Source organism: Faecalibacterium sp. An58, assembly GCF_002161515.1.
GTDB classification, from domain to species: domain Bacteria; phylum Bacillota; class Clostridia; order Oscillospirales; family Ruminococcaceae; genus Faecalibacterium; species Faecalibacterium avium.
This window is the reverse complement of sequence record NZ_NFHX01000003.1, coordinates 91,263-113,024: the sequence shown is the minus strand read 5'-3', so window position 1 is coordinate 113,024 and position 21,762 is coordinate 91,263. Positions and strand designations below refer to the sequence as shown.

The 21,762-nt window shown below is 63.4% G+C and carries 22 protein-coding genes and 2 tRNA genes; 20 read left to right on the top strand and 4 right to left on the bottom strand.

The genetic code is table 11. The features are described from left to right. Window positions 1-121 precede the first annotated feature (121 nt). The 10 genes from B5G12_RS04165 to B5G12_RS04120 all read left to right on the top strand — a co-directional run bounded on the left by B5G12_RS04165 (window position 122) and on the right by B5G12_RS04120 (window position 8,182). A complete protein-coding gene (locus B5G12_RS04165; RefSeq protein ID WP_087324006.1) occupies window positions 122-1,852 on the top strand; it encodes a class I adenylate-forming enzyme family protein in 1,731 nt (576 codons plus the stop codon). 234 nt (window positions 1,853-2,086) lie between these two features. After that, the gene (locus tag B5G12_RS04160) at window positions 2,087-3,184 is read left to right on the top strand and encodes an SGNH/GDSL hydrolase family protein (RefSeq protein ID WP_158099676.1); all 1,098 of its coding nucleotides are present in this window, start codon (window positions 2,087-2,089) and stop codon (window positions 3,182-3,184) included. Between the two features lie 245 nt (window positions 3,185-3,429). Then, window positions 3,430-3,503, top strand: a tRNA-Arg gene (locus tag B5G12_RS04155). 8 nt (window positions 3,504-3,511) lie between these two features. Then, a tRNA-His gene (locus tag B5G12_RS04150) sits at window positions 3,512-3,588 on the top strand. 262 nt (window positions 3,589-3,850) lie between these two features. Continuing rightward, a complete protein-coding gene (locus tag B5G12_RS04145; protein ID WP_087324002.1) occupies window positions 3,851-4,435 on the top strand; it encodes a DUF3793 family protein in 585 nt (194 codons plus the stop codon). A 254-nt stretch (window positions 4,436-4,689) separates the two neighbouring features. Beyond that, complete coding sequence (locus tag B5G12_RS04140; RefSeq protein WP_087230641.1) at window positions 4,690-4,902, top strand: FeoA family protein; 213 nt, start codon at window positions 4,690-4,692, stop codon at window positions 4,900-4,902. 86 nt (window positions 4,903-4,988) lie between these two features. Further along, window positions 4,989-5,210 (top strand): FeoA family protein, encoded by a 222-nt coding sequence (locus B5G12_RS04135; RefSeq protein WP_087230643.1) that lies wholly within the window; start codon window positions 4,989-4,991, stop codon window positions 5,208-5,210. 33 nt (window positions 5,211-5,243) lie between these two features. Further along, a complete protein-coding gene (gene feoB, locus B5G12_RS04130; RefSeq protein WP_087324000.1) occupies window positions 5,244-7,427 on the top strand; it encodes a ferrous iron transport protein B in 2,184 nt (727 codons plus the stop codon). Window positions 7,428-7,521: 94 nt separating this feature from the next. Beyond that, window positions 7,522-7,704, top strand: a complete 183-nt coding sequence (locus B5G12_RS04125; RefSeq protein ID WP_242955924.1) for a FeoB-associated Cys-rich membrane protein — start codon at window positions 7,522-7,524, stop codon at window positions 7,702-7,704. Window positions 7,705-7,792: 88 nt separating this feature from the next. Continuing rightward, a complete protein-coding gene (locus tag B5G12_RS04120) occupies window positions 7,793-8,182 on the top strand; it encodes a metal-dependent transcriptional regulator (protein WP_087230651.1) in 390 nt (129 codons plus the stop codon). Window positions 8,183-8,252: 70 nt separating this feature from the next. On the opposite strand, the gene B5G12_RS04115 is transcribed toward B5G12_RS04120, so the two are convergent. Both B5G12_RS04115 and B5G12_RS04110 read right to left on the bottom strand, forming a co-directional pair. Further along, entirely contained in the window at window positions 8,253-8,780 is a 528-nt protein-coding gene (locus tag B5G12_RS04115) for a phosphatase PAP2 family protein (protein ID WP_242955923.1), read from the bottom strand. A gap of 12 nt (window positions 8,781-8,792) precedes the next feature. Beyond that, window positions 8,793-9,356, bottom strand: a complete 564-nt coding sequence (locus B5G12_RS04110) for a DUF1643 domain-containing protein (protein WP_087323998.1) — start codon at window positions 9,354-9,356, stop codon at window positions 8,793-8,795. Window positions 9,357-9,579: 223 nt separating this feature from the next. Between B5G12_RS04110 and B5G12_RS04105 the strand changes: the two genes are divergently transcribed. Both B5G12_RS04105 and B5G12_RS04100 read left to right on the top strand, forming a co-directional pair. Continuing rightward, a complete protein-coding gene (locus B5G12_RS04105) occupies window positions 9,580-11,556 on the top strand; it encodes a BMP family ABC transporter substrate-binding protein (RefSeq protein WP_242955922.1) in 1,977 nt (658 codons plus the stop codon). 72 nt (window positions 11,557-11,628) lie between these two features. Then, a complete protein-coding gene (locus B5G12_RS04100) occupies window positions 11,629-12,291 on the top strand; it encodes a metallophosphoesterase family protein (protein WP_087323996.1) in 663 nt (220 codons plus the stop codon). 109 nt (window positions 12,292-12,400) lie between these two features. On the opposite strand, the gene B5G12_RS04095 is transcribed toward B5G12_RS04100, so the two are convergent. Continuing rightward, window positions 12,401-13,390 carry a D-isomer specific 2-hydroxyacid dehydrogenase family protein gene (locus B5G12_RS04095; protein ID WP_242955921.1) on the bottom strand — a complete coding sequence of 330 codons (990 nt, stop codon included), beginning with the start codon at window positions 13,388-13,390 and terminating at the stop codon, window positions 12,401-12,403. A gap of 204 nt (window positions 13,391-13,594) precedes the next feature. Between B5G12_RS04095 and pepT the strand changes: the two genes are divergently transcribed. The 4 genes from pepT (at window position 13,595) to B5G12_RS04075 (ending at window position 17,134) form a co-directional block, all read left to right on the top strand. Then, a complete protein-coding gene (pepT, locus tag B5G12_RS04090; protein WP_087323993.1) occupies window positions 13,595-14,818 on the top strand; it encodes a peptidase T in 1,224 nt (407 codons plus the stop codon). A 170-nt stretch (window positions 14,819-14,988) separates the two neighbouring features. Further along, the gene (locus B5G12_RS04085; protein ID WP_087230667.1) at window positions 14,989-15,744 is read left to right on the top strand and encodes a GntR family transcriptional regulator; all 756 of its coding nucleotides are present in this window, start codon (window positions 14,989-14,991) and stop codon (window positions 15,742-15,744) included. A 14-nt stretch (window positions 15,745-15,758) separates the two neighbouring features. Beyond that, entirely contained in the window at window positions 15,759-16,700 is a 942-nt protein-coding gene (gene pyrB, locus B5G12_RS04080) for an aspartate carbamoyltransferase (protein ID WP_087230672.1), read from the top strand. Window positions 16,701-16,702: 2 nt separating this feature from the next. Continuing rightward, complete coding sequence (locus B5G12_RS04075; RefSeq protein WP_087230675.1) at window positions 16,703-17,134, top strand: aspartate carbamoyltransferase regulatory subunit; 432 nt, start codon at window positions 16,703-16,705, stop codon at window positions 17,132-17,134. A gap of 52 nt (window positions 17,135-17,186) precedes the next feature. On the opposite strand, the gene B5G12_RS04070 is transcribed toward B5G12_RS04075, so the two are convergent. After that, entirely contained in the window at window positions 17,187-18,077 is an 891-nt protein-coding gene (locus B5G12_RS04070; RefSeq protein WP_087323992.1) for a LysR family transcriptional regulator, read from the bottom strand. 166 nt (window positions 18,078-18,243) lie between these two features. On the opposite strand from B5G12_RS04070, the gene B5G12_RS04065 reads away from it, so the two are divergent. Genes B5G12_RS04065 through atpA form a run of 4 tightly spaced genes read left to right on the top strand, consistent with a single transcriptional unit; the run spans window position 18,244 to window position 21,762 of the window. Next, window positions 18,244-19,083 carry a F0F1 ATP synthase subunit A gene (locus tag B5G12_RS04065; RefSeq protein ID WP_087230681.1) on the top strand — a complete coding sequence of 280 codons (840 nt, stop codon included), beginning with the start codon at window positions 18,244-18,246 and terminating at the stop codon, window positions 19,081-19,083. A 34-nt stretch (window positions 19,084-19,117) separates the two neighbouring features. Further along, on the top strand, window positions 19,118-19,495 hold the full coding sequence (gene atpE / locus B5G12_RS15205; RefSeq protein WP_342394999.1) for an ATP synthase F0 subunit C: 378 nt from the start codon (window positions 19,118-19,120) through the stop codon (window positions 19,493-19,495). A gap of 16 nt (window positions 19,496-19,511) precedes the next feature. Beyond that, window positions 19,512-20,021: a F0F1 ATP synthase subunit B gene (locus B5G12_RS04055; RefSeq protein WP_087230684.1), complete on the top strand. Its 510-nt coding sequence runs from the start codon at window positions 19,512-19,514 to the stop codon at window positions 20,019-20,021. Continuing rightward, the gene (gene atpA / locus B5G12_RS04050) at window positions 19,999-21,762 is read left to right on the top strand and encodes a F0F1 ATP synthase subunit alpha (RefSeq protein WP_087323990.1); all 1,764 of its coding nucleotides are present in this window, start codon (window positions 19,999-20,001) and stop codon (window positions 21,760-21,762) included. Before B5G12_RS04055 ends, atpA begins: the two co-directional genes overlap by 23 nt.

The following is a 21,762-nucleotide window of genomic DNA, read 5'->3' as shown; positions in this document are numbered from 1 at the left end:
CGGTTTGTATTGACTTTCCCCGCCTGCACACCGTATAATGTGAACGACGCGCCCTCTGGCGGCCTTTTGCCCGCCGCCCTGCGCAAACCCCGCAAAATAAAACGGAAGAAAGAGGAACTTTATGCCTGTCACCCAAGAGCCGGTCTATGCGTCCAAGGCAATGCCCTGGCTTGCCTCCTACGACCCCAAATGCCGGGATATGCCCGCACCCAACTGCTCGGCCTTTGACTACATCTGCCGCCAGAACAAGGGCCATCTGGCCGAGTGCGCCCTTATGTACTACAACAATCACATCACCTACGCCACCCTGTTCGTCAACGTCAAAAAGACCGCTGCCGCCCTGCGGGCTGCCGGGGTGGCCAAGGGCGACATCCTGACCGCCGTCAGCGTCATGACCCCCGAGCTGATCTACCTGTTCTATGCCTGCGACATGGTGGGCGCCACCCTCAATCTGGTGGACCCCCGCTACAGCCCCGAAGGCATCAACGAATACATCCGGGAGGTGGATTCCCGGATGCTGATCTGCATGAACCTGTTCTATGACAAGTGCCACCAGGCCGTCCGCCGCACCCACGTGGAAAAGGTGCTGGTGTTCTCCCCGGCCGAGTCCCTCAAGGGCGCCATGAAGCTGGCCTACACCGCCGCCAACCCCGACCGCAACCGCTACGCCTCCAATGTCATCACCTGGAAGCAGTTCATGGCGGCGGGCCAGGGGGCCAGCACAGCCAGCGAGCCCTACGACCCCGACCATACCGCCGTCATCGTGCACACCGGCGGCACCACCGGCAGCCCCAAGGGCGTACAGCTGGGGGACGCCGCCTTCAACGCCCTGGCCCAGCAGTTCGCCGCCTATGAGGTGGTGTTCCAGCGCCAGCAGAAGCTGCTGAACATCATGCCCCCCTTCATTGCCTACGGTTATGCCTGCGGCATCCATCTGCCCCTGTCTCTGGGCATCACAGTGGTCATCGTCCCCAACCTCGACCCCGCCGAGCTGGGCAAGCTGGTGCTCAAATATAAGCCCGCCCATATGTTCGGCGTGCCCGCCCACTACCAGGTGCTGGCCGCCGACCCTCATATGAAAAAGAAAGACCTGTCCTTCGTGCTCAATTTCTGCTGCGGCGGGGACGCCATCTCCCTGGGCGCCGAAAAGACGGTCAACGACTTTTTGTCCAGCCACGGGGCCCGCTACGCCCTGGCCAAGGGCTATGGCATGACCGAGGTCTGCTCGGCCGCCACCGCCGCCGCCGGTACCCGCAACAAGCCCGGCAGCGTGGGCCTGCCTTTGCCCGGCACCATGGTCTCCATCTTTGAGCCGGGCACCGAGACCGAATTGCCCATCGGGCAGCGGGGCGAGATCTGCATCTCGGGCCCCAGCATGATGCAGGGCTATTACGACAAGCCCGACGAGACCGCCATCATCATGCGCCGCCATGCCGACGGCCGGGTGTGGATCCACAGCGGCGACATCGGCTACATGGACCAGGACGGCTACGTCTTTTTGGACAGCCGCATCAAGCGGATGATCATCCGCCACGACGGCTTCAAGATCTTCCCCTCCATGATCGAAAACGTCATCAGCACCCACCCCGCCGTCTCGGGCTGCTCGGTGGTGGGCTGCACCGACAAGGATCATGTGCAGGGCCGCCTGCCCCTGGCCTATGTGGTGCTCAATCCCAACTGCCAGAAGAAAAAGCGCCAGATCGTCCGGGAGCTGCGGGCCATGTGCGCCGACGAGCTGCCCGAATACGTCCTGCCGGTGGGCTACAAGTTCATCGACAAGCTCCCCCTGACCCCCGTGGGCAAGGTGGACTACATCGAGCTGGAAAACCAGGTCACGCCCCAGGACTACTAAAGCCCCTTTTCCCCTGCATCCGCAAGCCGCTTTCTTTTGTAAAGAAAGCGGCTTGTTTTTTTGTCCAAATTCTGGAAAATGCCCCCAAAGGGTTGACATTTGCCCCCGGGGCTTTTATGATTGATAAATGTAACCATCCAAAAATACGTCATTTGTCCATATTTTGTCCGCATTTCAGCGGGTGTCCCGCACGGGCCGGGCCTCTGCGGGCCGATGGACAAGAAGGAGTCTGTCATGAAAAAACGCATTCTCAGCTTTTTGCTGGCGGCAGCACTGGTGGTGTCCTGCACGCCTTTGGGCGCTTTCGCGGAAGATCCCGCGGACAGTGGGGTCACCGTCATCGGCGGCGCCGACGGTCCCACCGCCATCTATGTGACCGAACAGGCGCCTGCGGACGGCCAGACCGCCCCCCAGGACCCTGCCCAGGACCAGGTCACGCTGATCCCCGAGACCCCCGCCGAGGACGCGGCTGAAGGCCCCCAGGACCAGCACTCCTTCACCTATGTAGCCCTCGGGGACAGCATCGCGGCCGGCGTGGGCCTGAATGATTTCTCCTACACCCCCGCCGAGATCTTCTACGACATCAGCCCCAACTTTACCGGCTACCCCGAGAGCTGCTATGTATCCTATGTAGCCCAGGGCCTTGGGCTGGACCGGCAGCACGCCCTTGACCTGGGCCTGCCCGCCCTGATGACCAAAGACCTGCTGGAGATGGTGCGGGACGGTCAGATGTCCGAGTTCAATCAGCCCGCCGGCACCTATTATGTCTATCCCTCCTTCCCCGATTACATCCGCGAGGCCGACGTCATCAGCATCCAGATCGGCATGAACGACGCCATGGTGCCCTTTGTGGTGTCCATCGGCGAGGCCACCAACTGGAAGTCGGAGCAGCTGGCCAACACCATCGTGTCGGGCGGCTACCGGGATATGGACTTTGATACCTTTGTCAATATGGCCCAGCAGCTGTTCGGGATGCGGCTGACCTTCAAGGAGACCAGCGACCTGTTCTACGCCCTCACCACCGGCGCCTCCAAGGTGTGCAACCAGGCCTACGAGAACGTGGAGACCTACCTGCCCCAGATCATCGAGGCCATCCGGGCCATCAATCCCGACGCCCAGATCCTCCTGCTGGGCTGCTACAACCCCGTCCCCCTGCTGTGGACCTGGAGCCATTTCTTCAACCGCTACAACCGCTTTGTCCGCCAGCTGGCCGAGGACACCGGCTGCACCTATGTGGGCATCCCCCGCACCCGCACCGCCAACGACGGCCACCCCACCACCGCAGGCCACAAGTACATCGCGAATCAGATCATCGACGCCATCGACCGCTGAGCGGTCCCGTTTTGGCTGCACGATCCTTGTTCCCCGCCCGTGTGCACACATTGCCCGGGCGGGGCTTTTTTTGGCTGCGGTCCGCGCTGGAACGCATCTTTTTTCGGTGCGGCGGGGCGGCGAAAAAAATCCCGCACTTTTTTCCGGTTTTTTCTTGACAGACCGGCCCGATTATGCTATTATATCTCTCGCAGCCTGTGCCGAACGGCTGTCCCAACAATATCACCCCAATGGGATCAGGACGTGCGCCCGTAGCTCAGCTGGATAGAGCAACTGCCTTCTAAGCAGTGGGCCGGGGGTTCGAGTCCCTTCGGGCGCATTGCTGTGGTGCCCATAGCGTAGTCGGTTAACGCGCCAGATTGTGGATCTGGAGATCGAGGGTTCGAGTCCCTCTGGGCACCCCACCAAGCCTCTCTTGCCTACGCAAGGGAGGCTTTTTTTGCGTGACGGAAAGGTCATGTTCGCTTCTCTGCGTCATCTTGTGCTTGACACAGGCGGTCCGGATGTGGTAAGATACACTCGTTAGCAATAGCTAACCTTTGAGGCAGACTTTCCTGCCTTCTTTTCAGCCCGCAAGGTTAGCTTCAACTTACCATTTTGTATACCCGGCCCATTACCAGGCATACTGGATAGGGACCCATTCTGACTTGTGCGAGGTATGACCTTATGGAGAGAAACTTCGAGACCGTGATGATCGAGCAGTGCTCCCCCGTTCTGGCGGGGCTGAAGGCCGCCAACCTGTTCCGCCATGAATGCCGGGACCGGCAGGCCCTCTATGCCACCGTTGCCGGCTGGAACGCCCAGCTGAACGGCCGGGGCATCCGCCTGCTGGTTTTGAAGGAATGCCCCATCCGGCATTGGTTCCTGATCTACCTGTACCGGCCCGCCCGGCTGGAATCGGTGCTGGGACGGCCCGAGGTGCGCCAGTTTTTGCAGCAGGAAGGCTACGCCCTGCCCTTGCAGGCGGCCGGCGATGCCTGCCAGCCGCTGCTGGCCCAGCTGGCGGGACGGCTGGCCTGCGACGGCGATTTCCCCCACGAGATCGGGGTCTTTCTGGGCTACCCGCTGGAGGATGTGGTGGGCTTTATCCGCAACCGCGGGCAGAACTTCACCTGCTGCGGCTGCTGGAAAGCCTACGGCGACCCCGACGCAGCCCGCCGCCTGTTTGCCCAGCTGAACAAGTGCACCGCCGTCTATCTGCGGCTGTTCCACAGCGGCACCCCCATCCTGCGTCTGGCCGTGGCGGCCTGAGCTTTGCGTTCGGGCGGAGCCAAGTTCCATCCCCGCCTTTGTTTTGGTGCATCCGTTTCAGGCGCCAAAAGCGCCAAAAAGTCGGTTCCGGCCGGGGAGGAAAATTGTTAGTTTTTACAAACTTACCAAATTTTGGTCAAAGCGATTGACTTTCGAAGTTAGTAAGAGTAAACTACCTACTGTGAAGTTTGTATGAACGAACCGCGCCGTCCCCTGCCTGCGGCGGCGCGCCGATGAAAGGAAGCTGTATCGATATGATGCCTCTGACAATGGCAAGGCCGGGACAGACTGTCACCATCCGGCGGATCACCGGCCGGGACGAAGTGCGCCAGCATCTGGCCGAACTCGGCTTTGTGGTGGACAGCAATGTAACGGTGGTCCAGTCGATCGGCGGCAGCCTGATCCTGCAGGTCAAAGACGGCCGCATCGCCCTGGACGGCGGCATGGCCAACCGGATCCTGTTCTGATCCGCCCCTGTTTTGGTAAAACGGCCGGGGCCCCTTGCCCTGACGGTTTTGTATATTGCGATTTGATGCAGTAGGAGGAACAAACTATGAAAACGCTGAAAGACGCGAAGGTCGGCGAGACTGTCACCGTCGCCCGCCTGAACGGCGCCGGCCCGGTCAAACGCCGCATCATGGATATGGGCATCACCAAGGGCGTCCAGATCTATGTGCGCAAGGTCGCGCCGCTGGGCGATCCCATGGAGCTGAACGTACGCGGCTATGAGCTGAGCGTGCGCAAGGCCGACGCGGAAATGGTGGAGGTCAACTGATCGCGCATTGCGCACAGAAAGGAGAAGCTGTACATGGCAGAAATCAAGATCGCACTGGCAGGCAACCCGAACTGCGGCAAGACCACCCTGTTCAACAGCCTGACCGGCGCCAACCAATACGTGGGCAACTGGCCCGGCGTCACGGTGGAAAAGAAGGACGGCAAGCTGAAGGACAGCAAGGATGTGGTCATCCAGGACCTGCCCGGCATCTACTCGCTGTCCCCCTATACCCTGGAGGAAGTGGTCTCCCGCAACTACCTGGTCAGCGAAAAGCCCGACGCCATCCTGAACATCGTGGACGGCACCAACATCGAGCGGAACCTCTACCTGACCTCCCAGCTGATCGAGCTGGGCATCCCGGTGGTGGTGGCCGTCAACATGATGGACCTGGTGCGCAAGAACGGGGACAAGATCGACCTGGGCCGGCTGGGCGCCGCCATGGGCTGCAAGGCCGTGGAGATGAGCGCCCTGAAGGGCGAGGGCTGCAAGGCCGCCGCCGATGCCGCCGTGGCCGCCGCCCGCAGCGGCAAGCCCGCCGATCTGCCCAAGGTCTTTACCGGCAGCGTGGAAAAGGCCATCGAGACCATCGAGGGCCTGGTGCAGGGCAAGGTGGAAAGCCGCTTTGTCCGCTGGTACGCCGTCAAGCTGTTTGAGCGGGACGAAAAGGTGATGGCCGAGCTGCACCTGGACAGCGCCACCGCCGCCCAGGTGGAGCAGGCTGTGGCCGCCGTGGAGCAGGAGCTGGACGACGACGCCGAGAGCATCGTCACCAACCAGCGCTATACCTTCATCCACACCGTCATCCAGAAGGCCTATACCCGCAAGGCCCGCAAGGACAACCTGACCGTTTCGGACCGCATCGACCGCATCGTCACCAACCGGGTGGCGGCCCTGCCCATCTTTGCGGTGGTGATGCTGGTCATCTATACCATCGCCATGGGCGGCACCCCCATTTCCTTCGGCACCATGGGCACCGACTGGGTCAACGACGTACTGTTCACCGAGATCGTGCCCCCCGCCGTGGAGGGCTTCCTCCTGTCCATCGGCTGCGCCGACTGGCTGGTGGGCCTGATCAACGACGGCATTGTGGCCGGCGTGGGCGCAGCCCTGGGCTTTGTGCCCCAGATCCTGGTGCTGAGCTTCCTGCTGGCCATCCTGGAGGATATCGGCTACATGGCCCGTATCGCCTTTGTGATGGACCGCATCTTCCGCCGCTTCGGCCTGTCGGGCAAGAGCTTCATCCCCCTGCTGGTGGCCTCGGGGTGCGGTGTTCCCGGCGTCATGGCCAGCCGCACCATTGAGCAGGACCGGGACCGCAAATTGACCATCATGACCACCTGCTTCATCCCCTGCAGCGCCAAAATGCCCATCATCGGCCTGCTGGCCGGCGCCATCTTCGGGGGCAGCAGTCTGGTGGCCACCAGCGCCTATTTCATCGGCATCGCCGCCGTGGTGGTCAGCGGCATCATCCTGAAAAAGACCAGGGCCTTTGCCGGTGACCCGGCGCCCTTCGTCATGGAGCTGCCCGCCTACCATGTGCCCGCCTGGGGCAACGTGCTGCGCGCCACCTGGGAGCGCGGCTGGTCCTACATCAAGCGGGCCGGTACCGTTATCCTGGCCTCCACCGTGGTGCTGTGGTTCCTGCAGGGCTTCGGCTTCACCGACGGCGGCTTCGGAATGGTGGAGGACACCAATACGTCCCTGCTGGCCGCCATCGCCGGCGTGGCCGCTCCCATCTTTGCGCCTCTGGGCTTTGGCACCTGGCGCGCCACCACCGCAGCCGTCACCGGCCTGATCGCCAAGGAGAACGTGGTGGCCACCCTGGGCGTGCTGTACGGCCTGGCCGAAGTGTCCGAGGAGGGCGAGGAGATCTGGGCCAACATCGCCGCCGATTACACCGCCCTGTCCGCTTACAGCTTTATGATCTTCAACCTGCTGTGCGCCCCCTGCTTTGCCGCCATGGGCGCCATCAAGCGCGAGATGAACAACCCCCGCTGGACCGCCTTTGCCATCGGCTATATGTGCGTGTTCGCCTATGTGGTCTCCCTCATCGTCTACCAGCTGGGCGGACTGATCACCGGCGAGGTCGCCTTCAATCCCTTCACCGTCGTGGCGGTGGTGCTGCTGGCCGCTCTGCTGTACCTGCTGCTGCGCAAGAACCCCTACGAGTCCAAAGACGGCGTGCGCCTGAACCGCAAGGCCGCCGCCAACGCCTGATTTTTCCCATCCGGGATCTGTGCCGGAGCGCGCCGGCCCAAAACGCCGGCGTGCTCTCCGGATCCCCCTGCACCCTGCAAGGAGGTTTGCCGTTATGCTGGAGTTTCTAGCCGCCAATCTGTCCACCATCGTGGTGGGTTCCATCGTGTTCGCACTGGTGGGGCTGTCGGTGCGCGCCACCGTCCGCGACCTGCGGTCGGGCAAGTGCAGCGGCTGCAGCGGATGCAGTCACTGCGGCTCCGGCGGCAGCTGCCATGGCTGCGGCGGCTGCCACTGAGCAGATCTGCAAGCGGGTGTGTGCCGCCTTTTCCGGGGGCCGCGCCCGCTTTTTGGCTTCCATTGTGCCGAAAGGAGCTGTTCTTTTTATGGAGCTTTCCGCCGCCCACCTGCGCTATCTGCTGGCCATCTACCAGACCGCCCACACCCAGCGGGACGTCAGTTCCCGCACCATTGCCGAGCGGCTGGGAGTCACACGGCCCTCGGTGGCCCGGGCCCTGGGCCAGCTGATGGACCGCGGGATGATCGTCAAGGCCCACTATGGCAAGATCTATCTGACCGACCGGGGCATCTTTGTGGCCCGGCGGGTGCAGCAGCAGCTGGACTGCGTGCTGGAGCATTTCCCTCCCCTGGCCCTGGAACTGACTGCGGACGAAAAGCACCGGGCCGCCCTGGCCCTGGCTGCCGCCCTGCCCGAACGTCTCTTTACCGGTGAATACGAGCGCCTGTTCGGCCCCGACGATGCCCTCACCGGCTGAACCAGCAAAAAACGGCCCTGCCTCCCAAACGGAAGCAGGGCCGTTTTGCATTTGGATCTTCCGGGCGGCCTCACAGGCACAGACACCCCACGGCAAAGCCAAGGGCCGCGCCGGCCAGCACGTCCCCTGCCGTGTGCACCCCTGCCACCACCCGCTCGGCACAGATGGCCGCATCCACCGCCGCCAAAACCGCGGCCCAGAGGGGACACACCGGCAGCCAGGCCATGGCGATCACCGCGCCGCTGACGGCGTGCCGGGAGGGAAAGGACCGCCCCCGGGTCTTTTTGGGCACCAGAGCCTCAAAGCCGGGCTGCTGGTAGGGCCGGGGGCAGTCCAAAACCCGGCGCAGCCAGCCGCAGCCCAGGAAAGCTGCCGCCGGCACCAGGACTGCGCGGGCCAGCTGCTGCATATCCTGATCCGTGGCGGCCCACCGCATCCCCAGCACGGCCAGCAGCACCCCGTAGGAGGCCGCCGTCACCCAGGGCAGGCCCCGGTCCAGGGCCCGCAGGGCACGCAGCGCCGCCGGGCGCGCCTCAAACCAGGCCCGTATCTTTTGGTACTGGGCCGGGGACATCCCCAGCCGGCTGCTTTGCATCATCCTGCCGCCCCCTCAAAAGCAGCTGTCCAGATACCCCTCCACATCGAAGGGCTCGGGCACCGCGTCCTTGCGCAGATAGAGCGGGTGGTGAGGGTGGCCCTTTTTGCTCCGTTTGCCGATGGTGACCCAGGGGATATCTTTTTCCCGGGTCAGCGCCACCATCTCCCGCATCAGGCCCGGCAGATAGGCCCGCTTTTCGATCAGGGTGCCCCAGGCCGCCCACATGGTGGGCTGCGTTTGGGCCAGCACCGCCGCCAGCCACCGCAGGTTCTCATCGCACAGAGCCCGGTCGGGCACAAGGTCCATATCGTTGGGATCGGTGGCCCGCTGGGGGTAGACATTGAACATGATCCAGCTGTCAAAGCCGTTGGAGGCCGCCAGCCGCTCCACGCTCTTGACCGTGGGGTCCAGTGCGCCGGGCTGTGCGGTGCTGGGGTTGATGCCGATGCACACCAGCGGCCTGTGTCCCGGCCGCCCCAGCACATACCGGTAGGGCATATAGACATGGGGCTCATAATACCACAGGCCCCCGGCGTATTCCCCCGCCTCGAGCGCGGGTAGGTTTTTTGTTTCCATGGATGTATCCCTTTCGTTTTTCTTCTATCCTACCTGAAATCGGCTTGCGGCGCAACACCCAAATGGCGAAATCCCGCCGCCGGGCCTTGTATTCATCTGCCCCTCGGGGCCAAAAGGGAGACAAAATGCAAAATCTGTGGTATACTGTAGGATAGGGCGGGCTGCCCCCGCCTTTGTGTGTGTGAGATCCGGCTTTTTTGCAAAGAAAGGAGCCTTTTACATTATGTCGATGGAAGAATATAAAGCAGCCCTCAAGGCAGGTCAGAAAGACTACCGCGCCCATGTGGCCCGGGGCCAGAACCCTTACCTGCCGGTGTTGGACGACATCCTTGTCAACGTGGACATTGTGGCCACCGAGCCTCTGGGCCTGGTGAATATGCCCAGCGAGAGCATCGTGGGCACCAAGACCAGCGGCCGCCACACCGCTTTTGCCCCCAACTTCATGCCCTTGCTGGACGTGGACACCGAGTTTGCCACCAAGTGGTCCAACCTCTGTGAGGCCCATCTGGAGGAGGGCATCCGCAACCCGGTCACCGCCTATGAGTTTTTGAACCAGTTCTATATCGAGGAGGGCAACAAGCGGGTGTCGGTGCTCAAGCACTTCGACTCGGCCAGCATCCCCGGCACCGTCGTCCGGCTCATCCCCGCCCGCAACAACAGCCTGGAGAACCGTATCTATTACGAGTTTCTGGATTTTTACAAGCTGAGCCGGGTGAACATCGTCCAGTTTTCGCGGCCGGGCAGCTACGCCAAGCTGCAAAAGCTGGTATGCAAGGCGTCGGGGGAGGAGTGGACCGATGACGACCGGCTGAACTTCAATGCCCTGCACACCAAGTTCCGCAAGCAGTTCCGGGCTCTGGGAGGCGCACAGCTGCCCCTGACGGTGGGCGATGCGCTGCTGGTGTACCTGTCGGTCTACCGCTACTCGGACGCCTGCGACGCCACCCCCGCCCAGATCAAGGAAAACCTGGCCCGCATCTGGGACGAGATCACCGTCCTGACCAAAGACCAGGCGGTGGAAGTGGTGCTGGAGCCCCACCCCGACACCGCCTCGCCCCTCACCAGCCTGACCAGCCTGACCAAGGGCAAGCTGAATCTGTTCAACCCCCGCCCCAGCGAGCTGCGCGTGGTCTTTCTGCACGAGTACAACAAGGCCACCAGCGCCTGGGTGCGCGCCCATGAAAAGGGCCGGGACGCCCTGGCCAACACCTTCACCGACCGGGTGATCCTGTCCTCCCGGGAGAACGTGGACCCCCAGGTGGACGCCGAGCAGGTGCTGGAGGAAGTGGCCCACGACGGCGCCGACGTGGTATTCACCACCAGCGTCCGGATGCACACCGCCTGCCTCAAGGTGGCGGCCCAGCACCCCAAGACCAAGTTCCTGAACTGCTCGCTCAACGCCCCGCACCCCCTGGTGCGCACCTATTACCCCCGCACCTATGAGGCCACCTATATCCTGGGAATGCTGGCGGGCATCCTCTCCCCCACCGACACGGTGGGCTATGTGGCCGCCAACCCCGTCTACGGCACCCCCGCCGCCATCAATGCCTATGCCCAGGGCCTGCGCTCGGTGCGGCCCTCCGGCCGGGTGGCGCTGCGCTGGGCCTGCCTGCCCGACCCGGCCCATCCCCTGGACTTTTCGGACCGCCCCGACGTGACCCTCTTTTACGCGCGGGACAGCCGTGAAGCTCCCGACTCCCACCGGGATTACGGCCTGTGCCAGCGGCTGCCCGACGGGGTCATCCGGCCCCTGGGCCTGCCCGACTGGCGCTGGGACGTGTTCTATGTGGAGATCATCCGCTCCATCCTCAACGGCAGCTGGGACAACGCCGACACCGGCAAGGCCATCAACTACTGGTGGGGCATGAAGAGCGGCGCCGTCAGCATCCGTTACAGCGACGGGCTGCCCGGCGGCTCCCTGCAGCTGCTGGGCCTGATGGAAACCCAGCTGCACAGCGGCCTGCTGACCATCTTCCCCACCAAGGTCTATGCCCAGGACCATCAGATGCACTCGCCCCAGAAGGTGGTCTACACCCCCAAGGAGCTGATGCTGATGGATTGGCTGGACGCCTGCGTGGAGGGCGAGCTGCCCGGCTACGACCAGCTGGACGTCAAGACCCGCGCCCTGGCCGACATCTGCGGCCTGGACGTCATCAAGGGCCAGCCCGAAGCGCTGGCCGCCCCCAAGGCAAAGCAGTGACCCCCGCTGCGGCAAAACGGCAAATGGTAAAAAGGTAAAAGGAAATTCAAACAGAACGGAGCATGAGGGAACGTGAAGATACTCGCAATTTCGGATGTAGCCTCAAAGGCGCTGTGGTCATCCCAATGCCGGGAGCGGCTGGATGGCGTAGACCTGATCTTGTCCTGCGGGGACCTGCCCCGCGCCTACCTGGAATATCTGACCAACTTCACCGCCGCGCCCATCCTCTACGTCCACGGCAACCACGACAACGATTACGCCCAGCATGAGCCGGGCGGCTGCATCTGCGTGGACGACGGGGTCTACAACTGGAAGGGCCTGCGGGTCATGGGCCTGGGCGGCTCGATCCGCTACAACCGCGAGAGCCCCTACCAGTACACCGAGCGCGCCATGCGCCGGCGCATCGCACGGCTGCGGCCCAAGGTGCGCCGGATGGGGGGCATCGACGTGCTGCTGACCCACGCCCCCGCCCGGGGCCTGAACGACGGCGACGATCTGCCCCACCAGGGTTTTGCCTGCTTCAACAACCTGTTGGATGAGCTGAAGCCCAGGTGGTTCGTCCATGGGCACATCCATTTGTACTACAACTACAAGCTTCCCCGGGTGTGCCAGCGGGGCGAGACCACCGTCATCAACGCCACCGAGCGCTATCTCTTTGAGGTGCCCGACCCCGAGCCTCTGGATACACGGAAAGTGTTCTTCTTCCGCTCCGTTATTGCGTCCATCTCCAAATAACGACCCGCCTTGGGACCCCCGCGGCTTTGGCTGCGGGGGTTTTCGTGTGCCGAAAAACAGGCCCCGCCCGGACACATCGCATCCGGACAGGGCCTGTTTGGATGAGGTTTTACGCCAGGCTGACATCGTGGCGGGTCGGCTCTCCCCTGGCAAAGGCGGCGGCGCTCTCAAAAACGCCCCGCACCATGCTCTCCACATCCTCGTCGGTGTAGAAAGCGGTGTGGCAGGTCAGGAGCACGTTGGGGAAACTGCGCAGCAAAGCCAGCTCGGTGTTGGGGATGGGATCTCCCGAGCGGTCATAGTAGTACAGGCCGTTCTCGTTTTCCAGCACATCCAGGGCGGCGGCCCCCACCTTGCCCTGCTCCAAAGCAGCGATGAGAGCGTCGCTGTCGATCAGGCTGCCCCGGGCGGTGTTGACGATCACCACCCCGTCCTTCATCCTGGCCAGGGCGTTGGCGTCGATCAGGTGATGGTTGCCGGCGTTGGCGTTGGTGTGGAGGGTGATGACGTCGCACTGGGCAAACAGGGTGTCCAGGTCCACATACTCGGCGTATCTGGCCCCCTCCTCGCTGGGGTAGAGGTCATAGGCCAGCAGGCGGCACCCGAAGCCGGACAGGTGCTGCAGCACCGTGCGGCCAATGTGCCCGGTGCCGATGACGCCCACCGTGCAGCCCGACAGATCCCGGCCGATCTTGCCTTTCAGGCCGTAGTCCTGCACCTCTCCCCGCTTGAGGATGTGCCCCACCCGCCGCAGGCTCATCAGCATCAGCATGATGGCAAAGTTGGCCACGCCCCGGGGCGGGTAGTCCACGTTGGATACCTTCATCCCCAGCTGGCGGGCCATCTCCCGGTCCACGTGCTCGTAGCCGATCGAGCGGCAGCAGATGTACTTGACCCCCAGCTGGTGGAACCGCTCCACCATGGCCGCGCCCATGTCGCAGGGTGTCATGGATACGGCGTCGCAGCCTGCGGCCAGGGCGGCGTTCTCATAGGTAGGATAATCCTCGCAGCCGTCAAATGCGATGCCGGTCTCGGCGCTGAGCTTTTGGGCGCAGGCCAGCTCGTCAAAAGGGCGGAGGGCATAAAAGAAGATCTTCATGGTGATCCACCTTCCTCATTGCAATGTTTGGGATACGGCTGCCTTTATGATAGCACGTTTTGGCCCCGGCGCGGCAGGCTTTTGGGGTGAATCTTTCTCACCTGCAAGGTGAATTCGGACGATATCCGCCGGCTCTTGTAAATGGAGGCAAAATAGAGTATCCTAAAAGGCAGAGAATTTCACCCCCAGGAAAGGAGCCTTGTCATGCGCGCTTACGAACGCCTGCTGCAATACGCGAAAGTTTACACCACCTCCGACCCCGAGTCGGGCACCCATCCTTCCACCGGCCGCCAGTTCGATCTGGCCCGGCTGCTGGTGGAGGAGATGAAGGGCATGGGGATCGAGGACGCCGCCGTGGACGAGCACTGCTACGTCTATGGCACCATCCCCGCCACCCCCGGCTGTGAAGGCCGGCCGGCCCTGGGCCTCATCGCCCATATGGACACCGCCCCCGACGCCAGCGGCGAGAACGTCCGCCCCATCCTCCATCAGAACTACGACGGCAAGGATGTCACCCTGCCCGGCACCGGCGCCGTCATGAAAGTGGAAGCTTTCCCCTTCCTGGCCTCCATGAAGGGCGAGACCCTCATCACCACCGACGGCACCACCCTGTTGGGCGCGGATGACAAGGCCGGCATCGCCGAGATCCTCACCGCCGCCGAGGCCGTCATCACCCAGGGCCTGCCCCACGGCAAACTGTGCATCGCCTTCACCCCCGACGAGGAGATCGGCGAGGGGGCCAGCCTGTTCGACCTGGAGCGGTTCGGAGCCGACTTTGCCTACACGGTGGACGGCGGCGACGTGGGCGGCATCGAGTACGAGAACTTCAACGCCGCTTCGGCCACCGTCACCGTCCGGGGCCTGTCGGTTCACACCGGCAGCGCCAAGGATACCATGATCAATGCTTCCAATGTGGCCATGGAGTTCCATCTGGCCCTGCCCATGATGGCCCGCCCCGAGACCACCGAGGGCCGCCAGGGCTTCTACCACCTGTGCCAGATGTACGGGGACGTGAACCAGGCCAAGCTCGGCTATATCCTGCGGGATCACGACGCCGCCCGTCTGGAGTACAAAAAGGATGAGCTGCTCCAGATCGCCGCATGGCTGAACGGCCGTTACGGCCCCGGCACCGTCACGGTGGAGCTCAAGGACGGCTACCGCAATATGCTGGAAAAGATCAAGCCCCATTTCCATCTGGTGGAGACGGCCCGCACCGCCATCCACATGGCCGGGCTGGAGCCGGAGGAGATCCCTGTGCGGGGCGGCACCGACGGAGCCGTCCTGAGCTGGAAGGGCCTGCCCTGCCCCAACCTGGGCACCGGCGGCTTTAACTTCCACGGCGTGCTGGAGTGCACCACCGTCGAGCGGATGGACAAGGCCACCGAAGTGGTGCTGAACATCATCGGCCTGTACGCCCAGGAACGCTGAGCACTTTGCGGCCCACTCTGTGAAAAATCATACTTTGTCTCTTTTCCCGCCCTCAACCGGTTTTAAAACTTGTCAGAATATGGTATACTGTCCTCAAACGTTTTAGGTGCGGGGCCTGCCGGGGCCCGGCGCCGTCCGCCGCCCTGCGGCGGGAAAAGGGAGGCATTGCGATGAAAGAACCTACCCCTGACACTTCGGGGCGCCTGGGCGGCACCATCATCAGCGACCGGGTGGTCGCCCAGCTGCTGGAAGAACTGCGCACCGGCCGGTACGCCGGCGCCGACCGGCTGCCTGCCGAGCTGGATCTGGCCGCCCAGATGGGGGTGAGCCGGACCGTCATCCGGGACGCCCTCAATACCATGGAGCGCTCGGGCTATGTAGAGCGGGTGCGGGGCATCGGCACGGTGGTCAACCGGGCCGTGCTGTCCCTGCGCAGCCGCCTGGACCAGAAACTGGAATACTATCCCCTGATCCGCTCCTTTGGCAGCTATCCCCATGCAGACGGCATCCAGGTGCAGCCCCAGCGCGCCAGCGAGGAAGTGGCCCGCAGCCTGGGGCTGGAGCCGGGCGCCGAGGTAATCTGCATCCGCAAGCGGGTGCTGGCCGATTCCACCCCGGTGATCTACTCGGTCAACTATCTGCCCCGGGCGCTGCTGGGCGGCCTGGATTACACCCGGCTGGATCTGAGCGGCTCCATTTTTGAGGTGCTGGACCACATCTGCGGCCAGCAGGTCTCCTCCACGGTGGCCCACATCAAGGCCAGCTGCGGGGATGAGACCATCCGCTCGGCCATGCGCCTGGCCCCCGGGGAGGCCATGCTGCTGCTGGACGAGGTGTGTTATACCCGGCTGTGCAGGCCCGTGCTGCGGGCGCTGAGCTACTACACCAACTTTTTTGATTTTTCCATCCTGCGCAAGCTACTGTAAGGAGGCAACTGCCCATGCGCCATCTGATCGACCCGCTTGACTTTACCCGGGAGGAGACCGACGCCCTGCTGGACCTGGCCTGCCGCATCCGCGAGGACCCTGCGGCCTACCAGGACGTGGCCGCCCGCAAAAAGCTGGCCACCCTGTTTTACGAGCCTTCCACCCGCACCCGGCTGTCCTTTGAGGCCGCCATGCTCAATCTGGGCGGGCGCGTGCTGGGCTTCCCCAGTGAGAACGTATCCAGCGCCACCAAGGGCGAGAGCGTGGCTGACACCATCCGGGTGGTGTCCTGCTATGCGGATATCGCGGCCATGCGCCATCCCAAAGAGGGCGCGCCTTTGCGGGCCAGCCGCTACTCCCGCATCCCGGTGATCAATGCCGGCGACGGCGGCCACCAGCACCCCACCCAGACCCTGACCGACCTGATGACCATTCGCAGCCGCAAGGGGACCCTGAGCGGGCTGACCATCGGCCTGTGCGGCGATCTGAAGTTCGGCCGGACCGTCCACTCCCTCATCAAGACCATGGTGCGGTACGAAGGGGTGCGCTTTGTGCTGATCAGTCCCCAGGAGCTGCGGGTGCCCGACTACATCATCACCGATGTGCTGGAGGGCAGCGATATCCCCTATGCCGAGACCCGCAGCCTGGAGGAATCCATGCCCGGGCTGGACATCCTGTATATGACCCGGGTGCAGAAAGAACGCTTTTTCAACGAGGAGGATTACATCCGGCTGAAAAACAGCTACATCCTCACCAAGGAGAAGATGGCCCTGGCCAAGCCCGACATGGCCGTGCTGCATCCCCTGCCCCGTGTGAACGAGATCGCCCTGGATGTGGACGATGACCCCCGGGCCGCCTACTTTGAGCAGGTGCAGAACGGCGTCTACGTCCGCATGGCCCTCATCATGACGCTGCTGGGCCTGCCCGACCCCAAAGCCCAAAAGGAGGGTGTATGAATATGCTGAACATCGACGAGATCCAGAACGGCATCGTCATCGACCACATCAAGGCAGGCACCGCCGTGGGCCTGATGGACCTGCTGGGCATCAAGGGGAACCGCACTGCCAGCGTGGCGCTGATCCAGAACGCCCGCAGCCACAAGGCTCCTTCGGGCCGCAAAGACATCATCAAGGTGGAGGGGGACGCTTCCTGGCTCAACCTGGACGTGCTGGCCTACCTCGACCCCAACATCACCGTCACCACCATTCAGGACGGCAAGGCCGTCAAAAAGGAAAAGCCCCATCCGCCCCGCCGGCTGGTGAACATCGTCTGCTGCCGCAACCCCCGCTGCATCTCCACCATCGAGGAGGAGTGCGACCAGATCTTTGAGCTGGGCGCCGGCGGCAAGTACCGCTGCATCTACTGTGAGCAGGAATTGCAGGTCAAATAATCCAGACAAAACCCCCGCTGTCCCGCAACGGACCGTGGGGGTCTGTTTGTTGTCATCCTTTCCCGCAGATCAGCTCCCGGATGGCCTTCATGGCGGTGGAGCGGGGGCGGGCGGTGTCCTCCACCAGTGTGATGGCCCGCTCGGGGACAGGCTGGTCCAGCGGGATGCAGAACAGCTCGCCCCGGGCGATGCGGGGCGCCACCAGCTGCTCGGGGTAAAAGCCCACCCCCAGCCCATGCTCCACCACCGGCAGGATCTGGTCCATGGTCGCCACCTCGATATCCACCCGGAAGGACAGCCCGTTGGAGGTGAAGAACTGCTGGTAAAAATCGTAGGTACTGCTGTCCTGGCCGATGCACGCCAGGGGATACCGGGCCAGCTGGCTCAGGCTGCACCGCCGGGTGGCCAGGTCGCTGAACGCCGGCCCGCACACCGCCACCTCCCGGAAGCGCACCAGCTCGGTCTGGCGCAGGCCGCGGGCGGTCAGCAGGGGGGCGGTGATCACCGCAAAATCGCTCTGGCCCTGCTTCAGCCGCTCGATGGCCTGGGGGGTGGTCTCATTGGTGATCCGCAGATGCACCCCGGGGTAGCGGGTGCGGAACACCGACAGCTTGTCCAGCAGGATCATATGCAGGGCCGCCTCGCTGGCACTGATGGACAAAGAGCCGCTCTCCAGGCTGCCGTCCTGGCGCAGCTCCTCCTCCCCCAGACGGATCTCCTCCATGGCCGCCGCCACCCGCCGGTACAGCCGCTGGCCCTCGGGCGTCAGGGTGATGCCCTTGTTGGAGCGGTGGAACAGCTTGCAGCCCAGCTCCTGCTCCAGGTTCTTCATGCAGCGGGTGATGTTGGGCTGATTGTTCTTCAGCACCTCCGCTGCCCGGGTAAAACTGCGGCATTGGGCTACCGCATAGAAGATCCGGTAATAATCATAGTTGATGGTCATAGAAACTTTTCCTTTATCTCAGGATTTATGCGCGCTTTGCCATACAAAAAATATATTGCTAGCATATTAACAAGATATTTTACAATTCCGACTGTCAATAGTATAATACGCTCGACCCAAAATTGCAATTTGACCATACAGTGTAGAAAGGAGTCTTTCCAAAACCATGAAGCAGAATAAGCGGAAACTTATCCTGTGGCTCGTCCTGATCGTGGTGCTGGCGGCTGCGTGTGTCCTGACCGGCGGGTCCGGTGGGGAAACCGAGACCGTGCAGGAAGTCATGCGGGACGCGGTGCTCCATGAGAGCGGCCAGGTGAGCCTGTTTGGGATAAGGAATGTAAACCCGGGCCTGATCTCGGCCTATGTGGTGACGGCCCTGCTGCTGGTGCTGGCCGCCTGCCTGCGCATCTTTGCGGTGCCCCGCTTCCAGAATGTACCGGGCAGGCTGCAAATGCTGATCGAGCTGTGGGTGGGCACCTTCAGCGGGATGGCGCAGTCCAACAGCCCGCACCACAACAAGGTGCTGGGCCCCTATATCTTTGGCGCGGGCACCTATATCTTTGTCAGCACCCTGTTCGAGATGTTCGGCCTGCAGGCCGTCACCACGGCGGGCCGCTCCATCGCCCTGCCCGCTCCCCTGTCGGATATCAACGGCGCCATCGCCATGGGCGTGCTGTCCTATCTGTTCATCCTGTCGGGCGGCGTGTCGGCTGTGGGCCTGCGCGGCGTGGGCCGCACGCTCAAGGAGTTCTCCCTGCCCATCTCCATGAGCTTCCGTCTGTTCGGCGCTCTGCTGTCCGGCCTGCTGGTGACCGAACTGGTCTACTATTATATCACCCTCAGCTTTGTGCTGCCGGTGATCGTAGGCGTCATGTTCACCCTGCTGCACGCACTGATCCAGAGCTACGTGCTGACCATGCTGGTGGCCCTGTACTACGGCGAGGTGTCCGAGCCCGTCCATCCCAAGCAAGAAAAAAAGAAAGACAAGAAGGCAGTTGCGGCTTGAGGTTTTGCCGCTGATCTAGGAGGTAAATACGATCATGAAGACCCTGAACATCAAAAAAGTCCTTTCCGTCCTGTTGGTCATGCTGGCCATGGTGGTGACCATGGCCGCCCCCGCTTTTGCTGACGAGCCCGCTTCCGCCGAGCCCGCCGCCACCCAGTCCGCCCAGGCTGAGACCGAGGCCGGCGATTCCACCACCGGCAAGGCCATCGCTTCGGCTGTGGCCGTGGGCCTGGCCGCCGCCGGCGGCGCCATCGGCATGGGCCTGCTGGGCGCCAAGGCCACCGAGAGCATCGCACGCCAGCCCGAGGCCGACGGCAAGATCCGCACCACCATGATGCTGACCCTGGTCTTTATCGAGACCGCCATCATCTATGCCCTGCTGGTGGACATCCTGATCATCTTCGTTCTGTAAGGCGGGAGGTGTCATTATGAGTGGTCTCCCTCTTAACATCGATATCCAGCAGATCCTTCTGCATATGCTCAACTTTGTCATCCTGGCAGGCGGGCTGTATTTCATCCTGTATGCCCCGGTGAAGAAGTTCATGGACCAGCGCGAAGCCCACTACGCCGAGATGGACCAGGCTGCCGCCGACAAGCTGGCCGAGGCCGAAAAGCTGGCCGCCAGCCACCAGGCCCAGCTGGACAAGGTGGAGGACGAGCTGCGGGAGCGCCGCGCCGAAAGCCAGAAGATCGCCCAGGCCGCCGCCCAGCAGCAGCTGGACCGCGCCCAGCAGCAGGCCGACCAGATCATCGCCGGCGCCCGCAAGAGCGCCGAGAGCATCCGCGCCAAGGCCGTGGCTGACAGCCAGAAAGAGCTGAAGGAGCTGGCCATGGCCGCCGCCGAAAAGCTGGCGCTGGGCTCCAGCCGGGACGCCTTTGACGAATTTTTGAACCTGGCAGAGGAAGGGAAACGCAATGAGCAACATGAAAAAGCCTGATGAAGCCACTGCCGCCCTCCTTTACAGCGCCGACGCGCCCAGCGAGGCGCAGCGCCAGCGGTTTGCGGACTTTCTGGCCCGCACCTACCCCGACCGCCCCCTGACGCTGGAGTGGAAGCGGGATATGCGCCTGAAGGGCGGTTTCCGCCTGGAGGTGGGCTCCGATATCTACGACTGGAGCCTCAAGGGCCGCATGGCCCAGCTGCGCAGCCGCATCGATGCGCTGGACGAGCGGCAGGAGGACATCCTGCCCCTGATGCGCCAGACCATCGAGGACTGGCGGCCCAACGTCAAACCCGAGGAGATCGGCACCGTGCTGACGGTGGGGGATGAGATCGCCACCATCAGCGGCCTGGAGGACGCCGTCTACGGCGAAGTGCTGCTGTTTGCCAACGGCATCCGGGGCATGGTACAGGAACTGCGCCCCCACGAGCTGTGCTGCGTGCTGTTCGGCGACAGCAGCGACATCGAGGCCGGCGACCCCGTCATCCGCACCGGCAAGGTGGCCGGCGTCCCGGTGGGCGAAGGCTTCCTGGGCCGGGTGGTGGATGCCCTGGGCAGCCCCATCGACGGCGGCGACCCCATCCAGGCCGACGCCTTCTACCCCGTGGAGCGGCCCGCTCCCGGCATCATCGACCGCCAGCCGGTCAACCAGCCCATGGAGACCGGCCTGCTGGCCATCGACGCTTTGTTCCCCATCGGCCGGGGCCAGCGTGAGCTGATCATCGGCGACCGCCAGACCGGCAAGACTGCCGTGGCCCTGGACACCATCCTGAACCAGAAGGGCAAAAACGTCGTCTGCATCTATGTGGCCATCGGTCAGAAGGCAAGCTCGGTGGCCCTGCTGGCCGAGAACCTGCGCAAGCGGGGCGCCATGGACTACTGCATCATCGTCAGCGCCTCGGCCAGCGACTCGGCTTCCCTGCAATATATCGCCCCCTACGCGGGGTGCAGCCTGGGCGAATACTTCATGCATCAGGGCCGGGACGTGCTGATCGTCTACGACGATCTGTCCAAGCACGCCATCGCTTACCGCGCCCTGTCCCTGCTGCTGGAGCGCAGCCCCGGCCGTGAAGCCTATCCCGGCGACGTGTTCTATCTGCACAGCCGCCTGCTGGAGCGGTCGGCCCACCTGTCCGACGAGAAGGGCGGCGGCAGCATGACCGCCCTGCCCATCATCGAGACCCAGGCCGGCGACGTGTCGGCCTATATCCCCACCAACGTCATCTCCATCACCGACGGCCAGCTGTTTTTGGAGAGCAGCCTGTTCTTTGCCGGCCAGCGTCCCGCGGTCAACGTGGGCCTGTCGGTGTCCCGTGTGGGCGGCGACGCCCAGACCAAGGCCATGAAAAAGGCCGCCGGCGCCATGCGCCTGGACCTGGCCCAGTACCGCGAGATGGAAGTGTTCACCCAGTTCTCCAGCGATCTGGACGAGACCACCAAGCGCCAGCTGACCTACGGCCAGGGCCTGATGCGCCTGCTGCGCCAAAAGCAGTACCATCCCCTGACCCAGCACGAGCAGGTCATCACCCTGGTGGCGGCCCTGGCCCATGTGCTCCAGGACATCCCCGCCGAGCAGATCAACGCCTGCCAGCAGGAGATGCTGGCCTGGTTCGGCCAGCAGGACCCCGCCCTGTGCCAGCGGATCGACTCCACCGGCCTGCTGAGCGACGACGACCGCCAGCAGATCATCGACCTGGCCCGCACCTTTGTGGCCGGTTATCAGAAGAAGGGGCAGTAA

Bases quoted from the DNA above. Each gene is read 5' to 3' on its own strand.
- B5G12_RS04065 (WP_087230681.1), top strand. From the start codon at position 18,244: ATGAAGCAGAATAAGCGGAAACTTATCCTGTGGCTCGTCCTGATCGTG.
- B5G12_RS04140 (WP_087230641.1), top strand. From the start codon at position 4,690: ATGATGCCTCTGACAATGGCAAGGCCGGGACAGACTGTCACCATCCGG.
- B5G12_RS04075 (WP_087230675.1), top strand. From the start codon at position 16,703: ATGCTGAACATCGACGAGATCCAGAACGGCATCGTCATCGACCACATC.
- B5G12_RS04160 (WP_158099676.1), top strand. From the start codon at position 2,087: ATGAAAAAACGCATTCTCAGCTTTTTGCTGGCGGCAGCACTGGTGGTG.
- feoB (WP_087324000.1), top strand. From the start codon at position 5,244: ATGGCAGAAATCAAGATCGCACTGGCAGGCAACCCGAACTGCGGCAAG.
- B5G12_RS04120 (WP_087230651.1), top strand. From the start codon at position 7,793: ATGGAGCTTTCCGCCGCCCACCTGCGCTATCTGCTGGCCATCTACCAG.
- B5G12_RS04135 (WP_087230643.1), top strand. From the start codon at position 4,989: ATGAAAACGCTGAAAGACGCGAAGGTCGGCGAGACTGTCACCGTCGCC.
- B5G12_RS04070 (WP_087323992.1), bottom strand. From the start codon at position 18,077: ATGACCATCAACTATGATTATTACCGGATCTTCTATGCGGTAGCCCAA.
- B5G12_RS04055 (WP_087230684.1), top strand. From the start codon at position 19,512: ATGAGTGGTCTCCCTCTTAACATCGATATCCAGCAGATCCTTCTGCAT.
- B5G12_RS04145 (WP_087324002.1), top strand. From the start codon at position 3,851: ATGGAGAGAAACTTCGAGACCGTGATGATCGAGCAGTGCTCCCCCGTT.
- pyrB (WP_087230672.1), top strand. From the start codon at position 15,759: ATGCGCCATCTGATCGACCCGCTTGACTTTACCCGGGAGGAGACCGAC.
- atpA (WP_087323990.1), top strand. From the start codon at position 19,999: ATGAGCAACATGAAAAAGCCTGATGAAGCCACTGCCGCCCTCCTTTAC.
- B5G12_RS04115 (WP_242955923.1), bottom strand. From the start codon at position 8,780: ATGATGCAAAGCAGCCGGCTGGGGATGTCCCCGGCCCAGTACCAAAAG.
- B5G12_RS04125 (WP_242955924.1), top strand. From the start codon at position 7,522: ATGCTGGAGTTTCTAGCCGCCAATCTGTCCACCATCGTGGTGGGTTCC.
- pepT (WP_087323993.1), top strand. From the start codon at position 13,595: ATGCGCGCTTACGAACGCCTGCTGCAATACGCGAAAGTTTACACCACC.
- B5G12_RS04085 (WP_087230667.1), top strand. From the start codon at position 14,989: ATGAAAGAACCTACCCCTGACACTTCGGGGCGCCTGGGCGGCACCATC.
- B5G12_RS04110 (WP_087323998.1), bottom strand. From the start codon at position 9,356: ATGGAAACAAAAAACCTACCCGCGCTCGAGGCGGGGGAATACGCCGGG.
- atpE (WP_342394999.1), top strand. From the start codon at position 19,118: ATGAAGACCCTGAACATCAAAAAAGTCCTTTCCGTCCTGTTGGTCATG.
- B5G12_RS04095 (WP_242955921.1), bottom strand. From the start codon at position 13,390: ATGAAGATCTTCTTTTATGCCCTCCGCCCTTTTGACGAGCTGGCCTGC.
- B5G12_RS04165 (WP_087324006.1), top strand. From the start codon at position 122: ATGCCTGTCACCCAAGAGCCGGTCTATGCGTCCAAGGCAATGCCCTGG.
- B5G12_RS04105 (WP_242955922.1), top strand. From the start codon at position 9,580: ATGTCGATGGAAGAATATAAAGCAGCCCTCAAGGCAGGTCAGAAAGAC.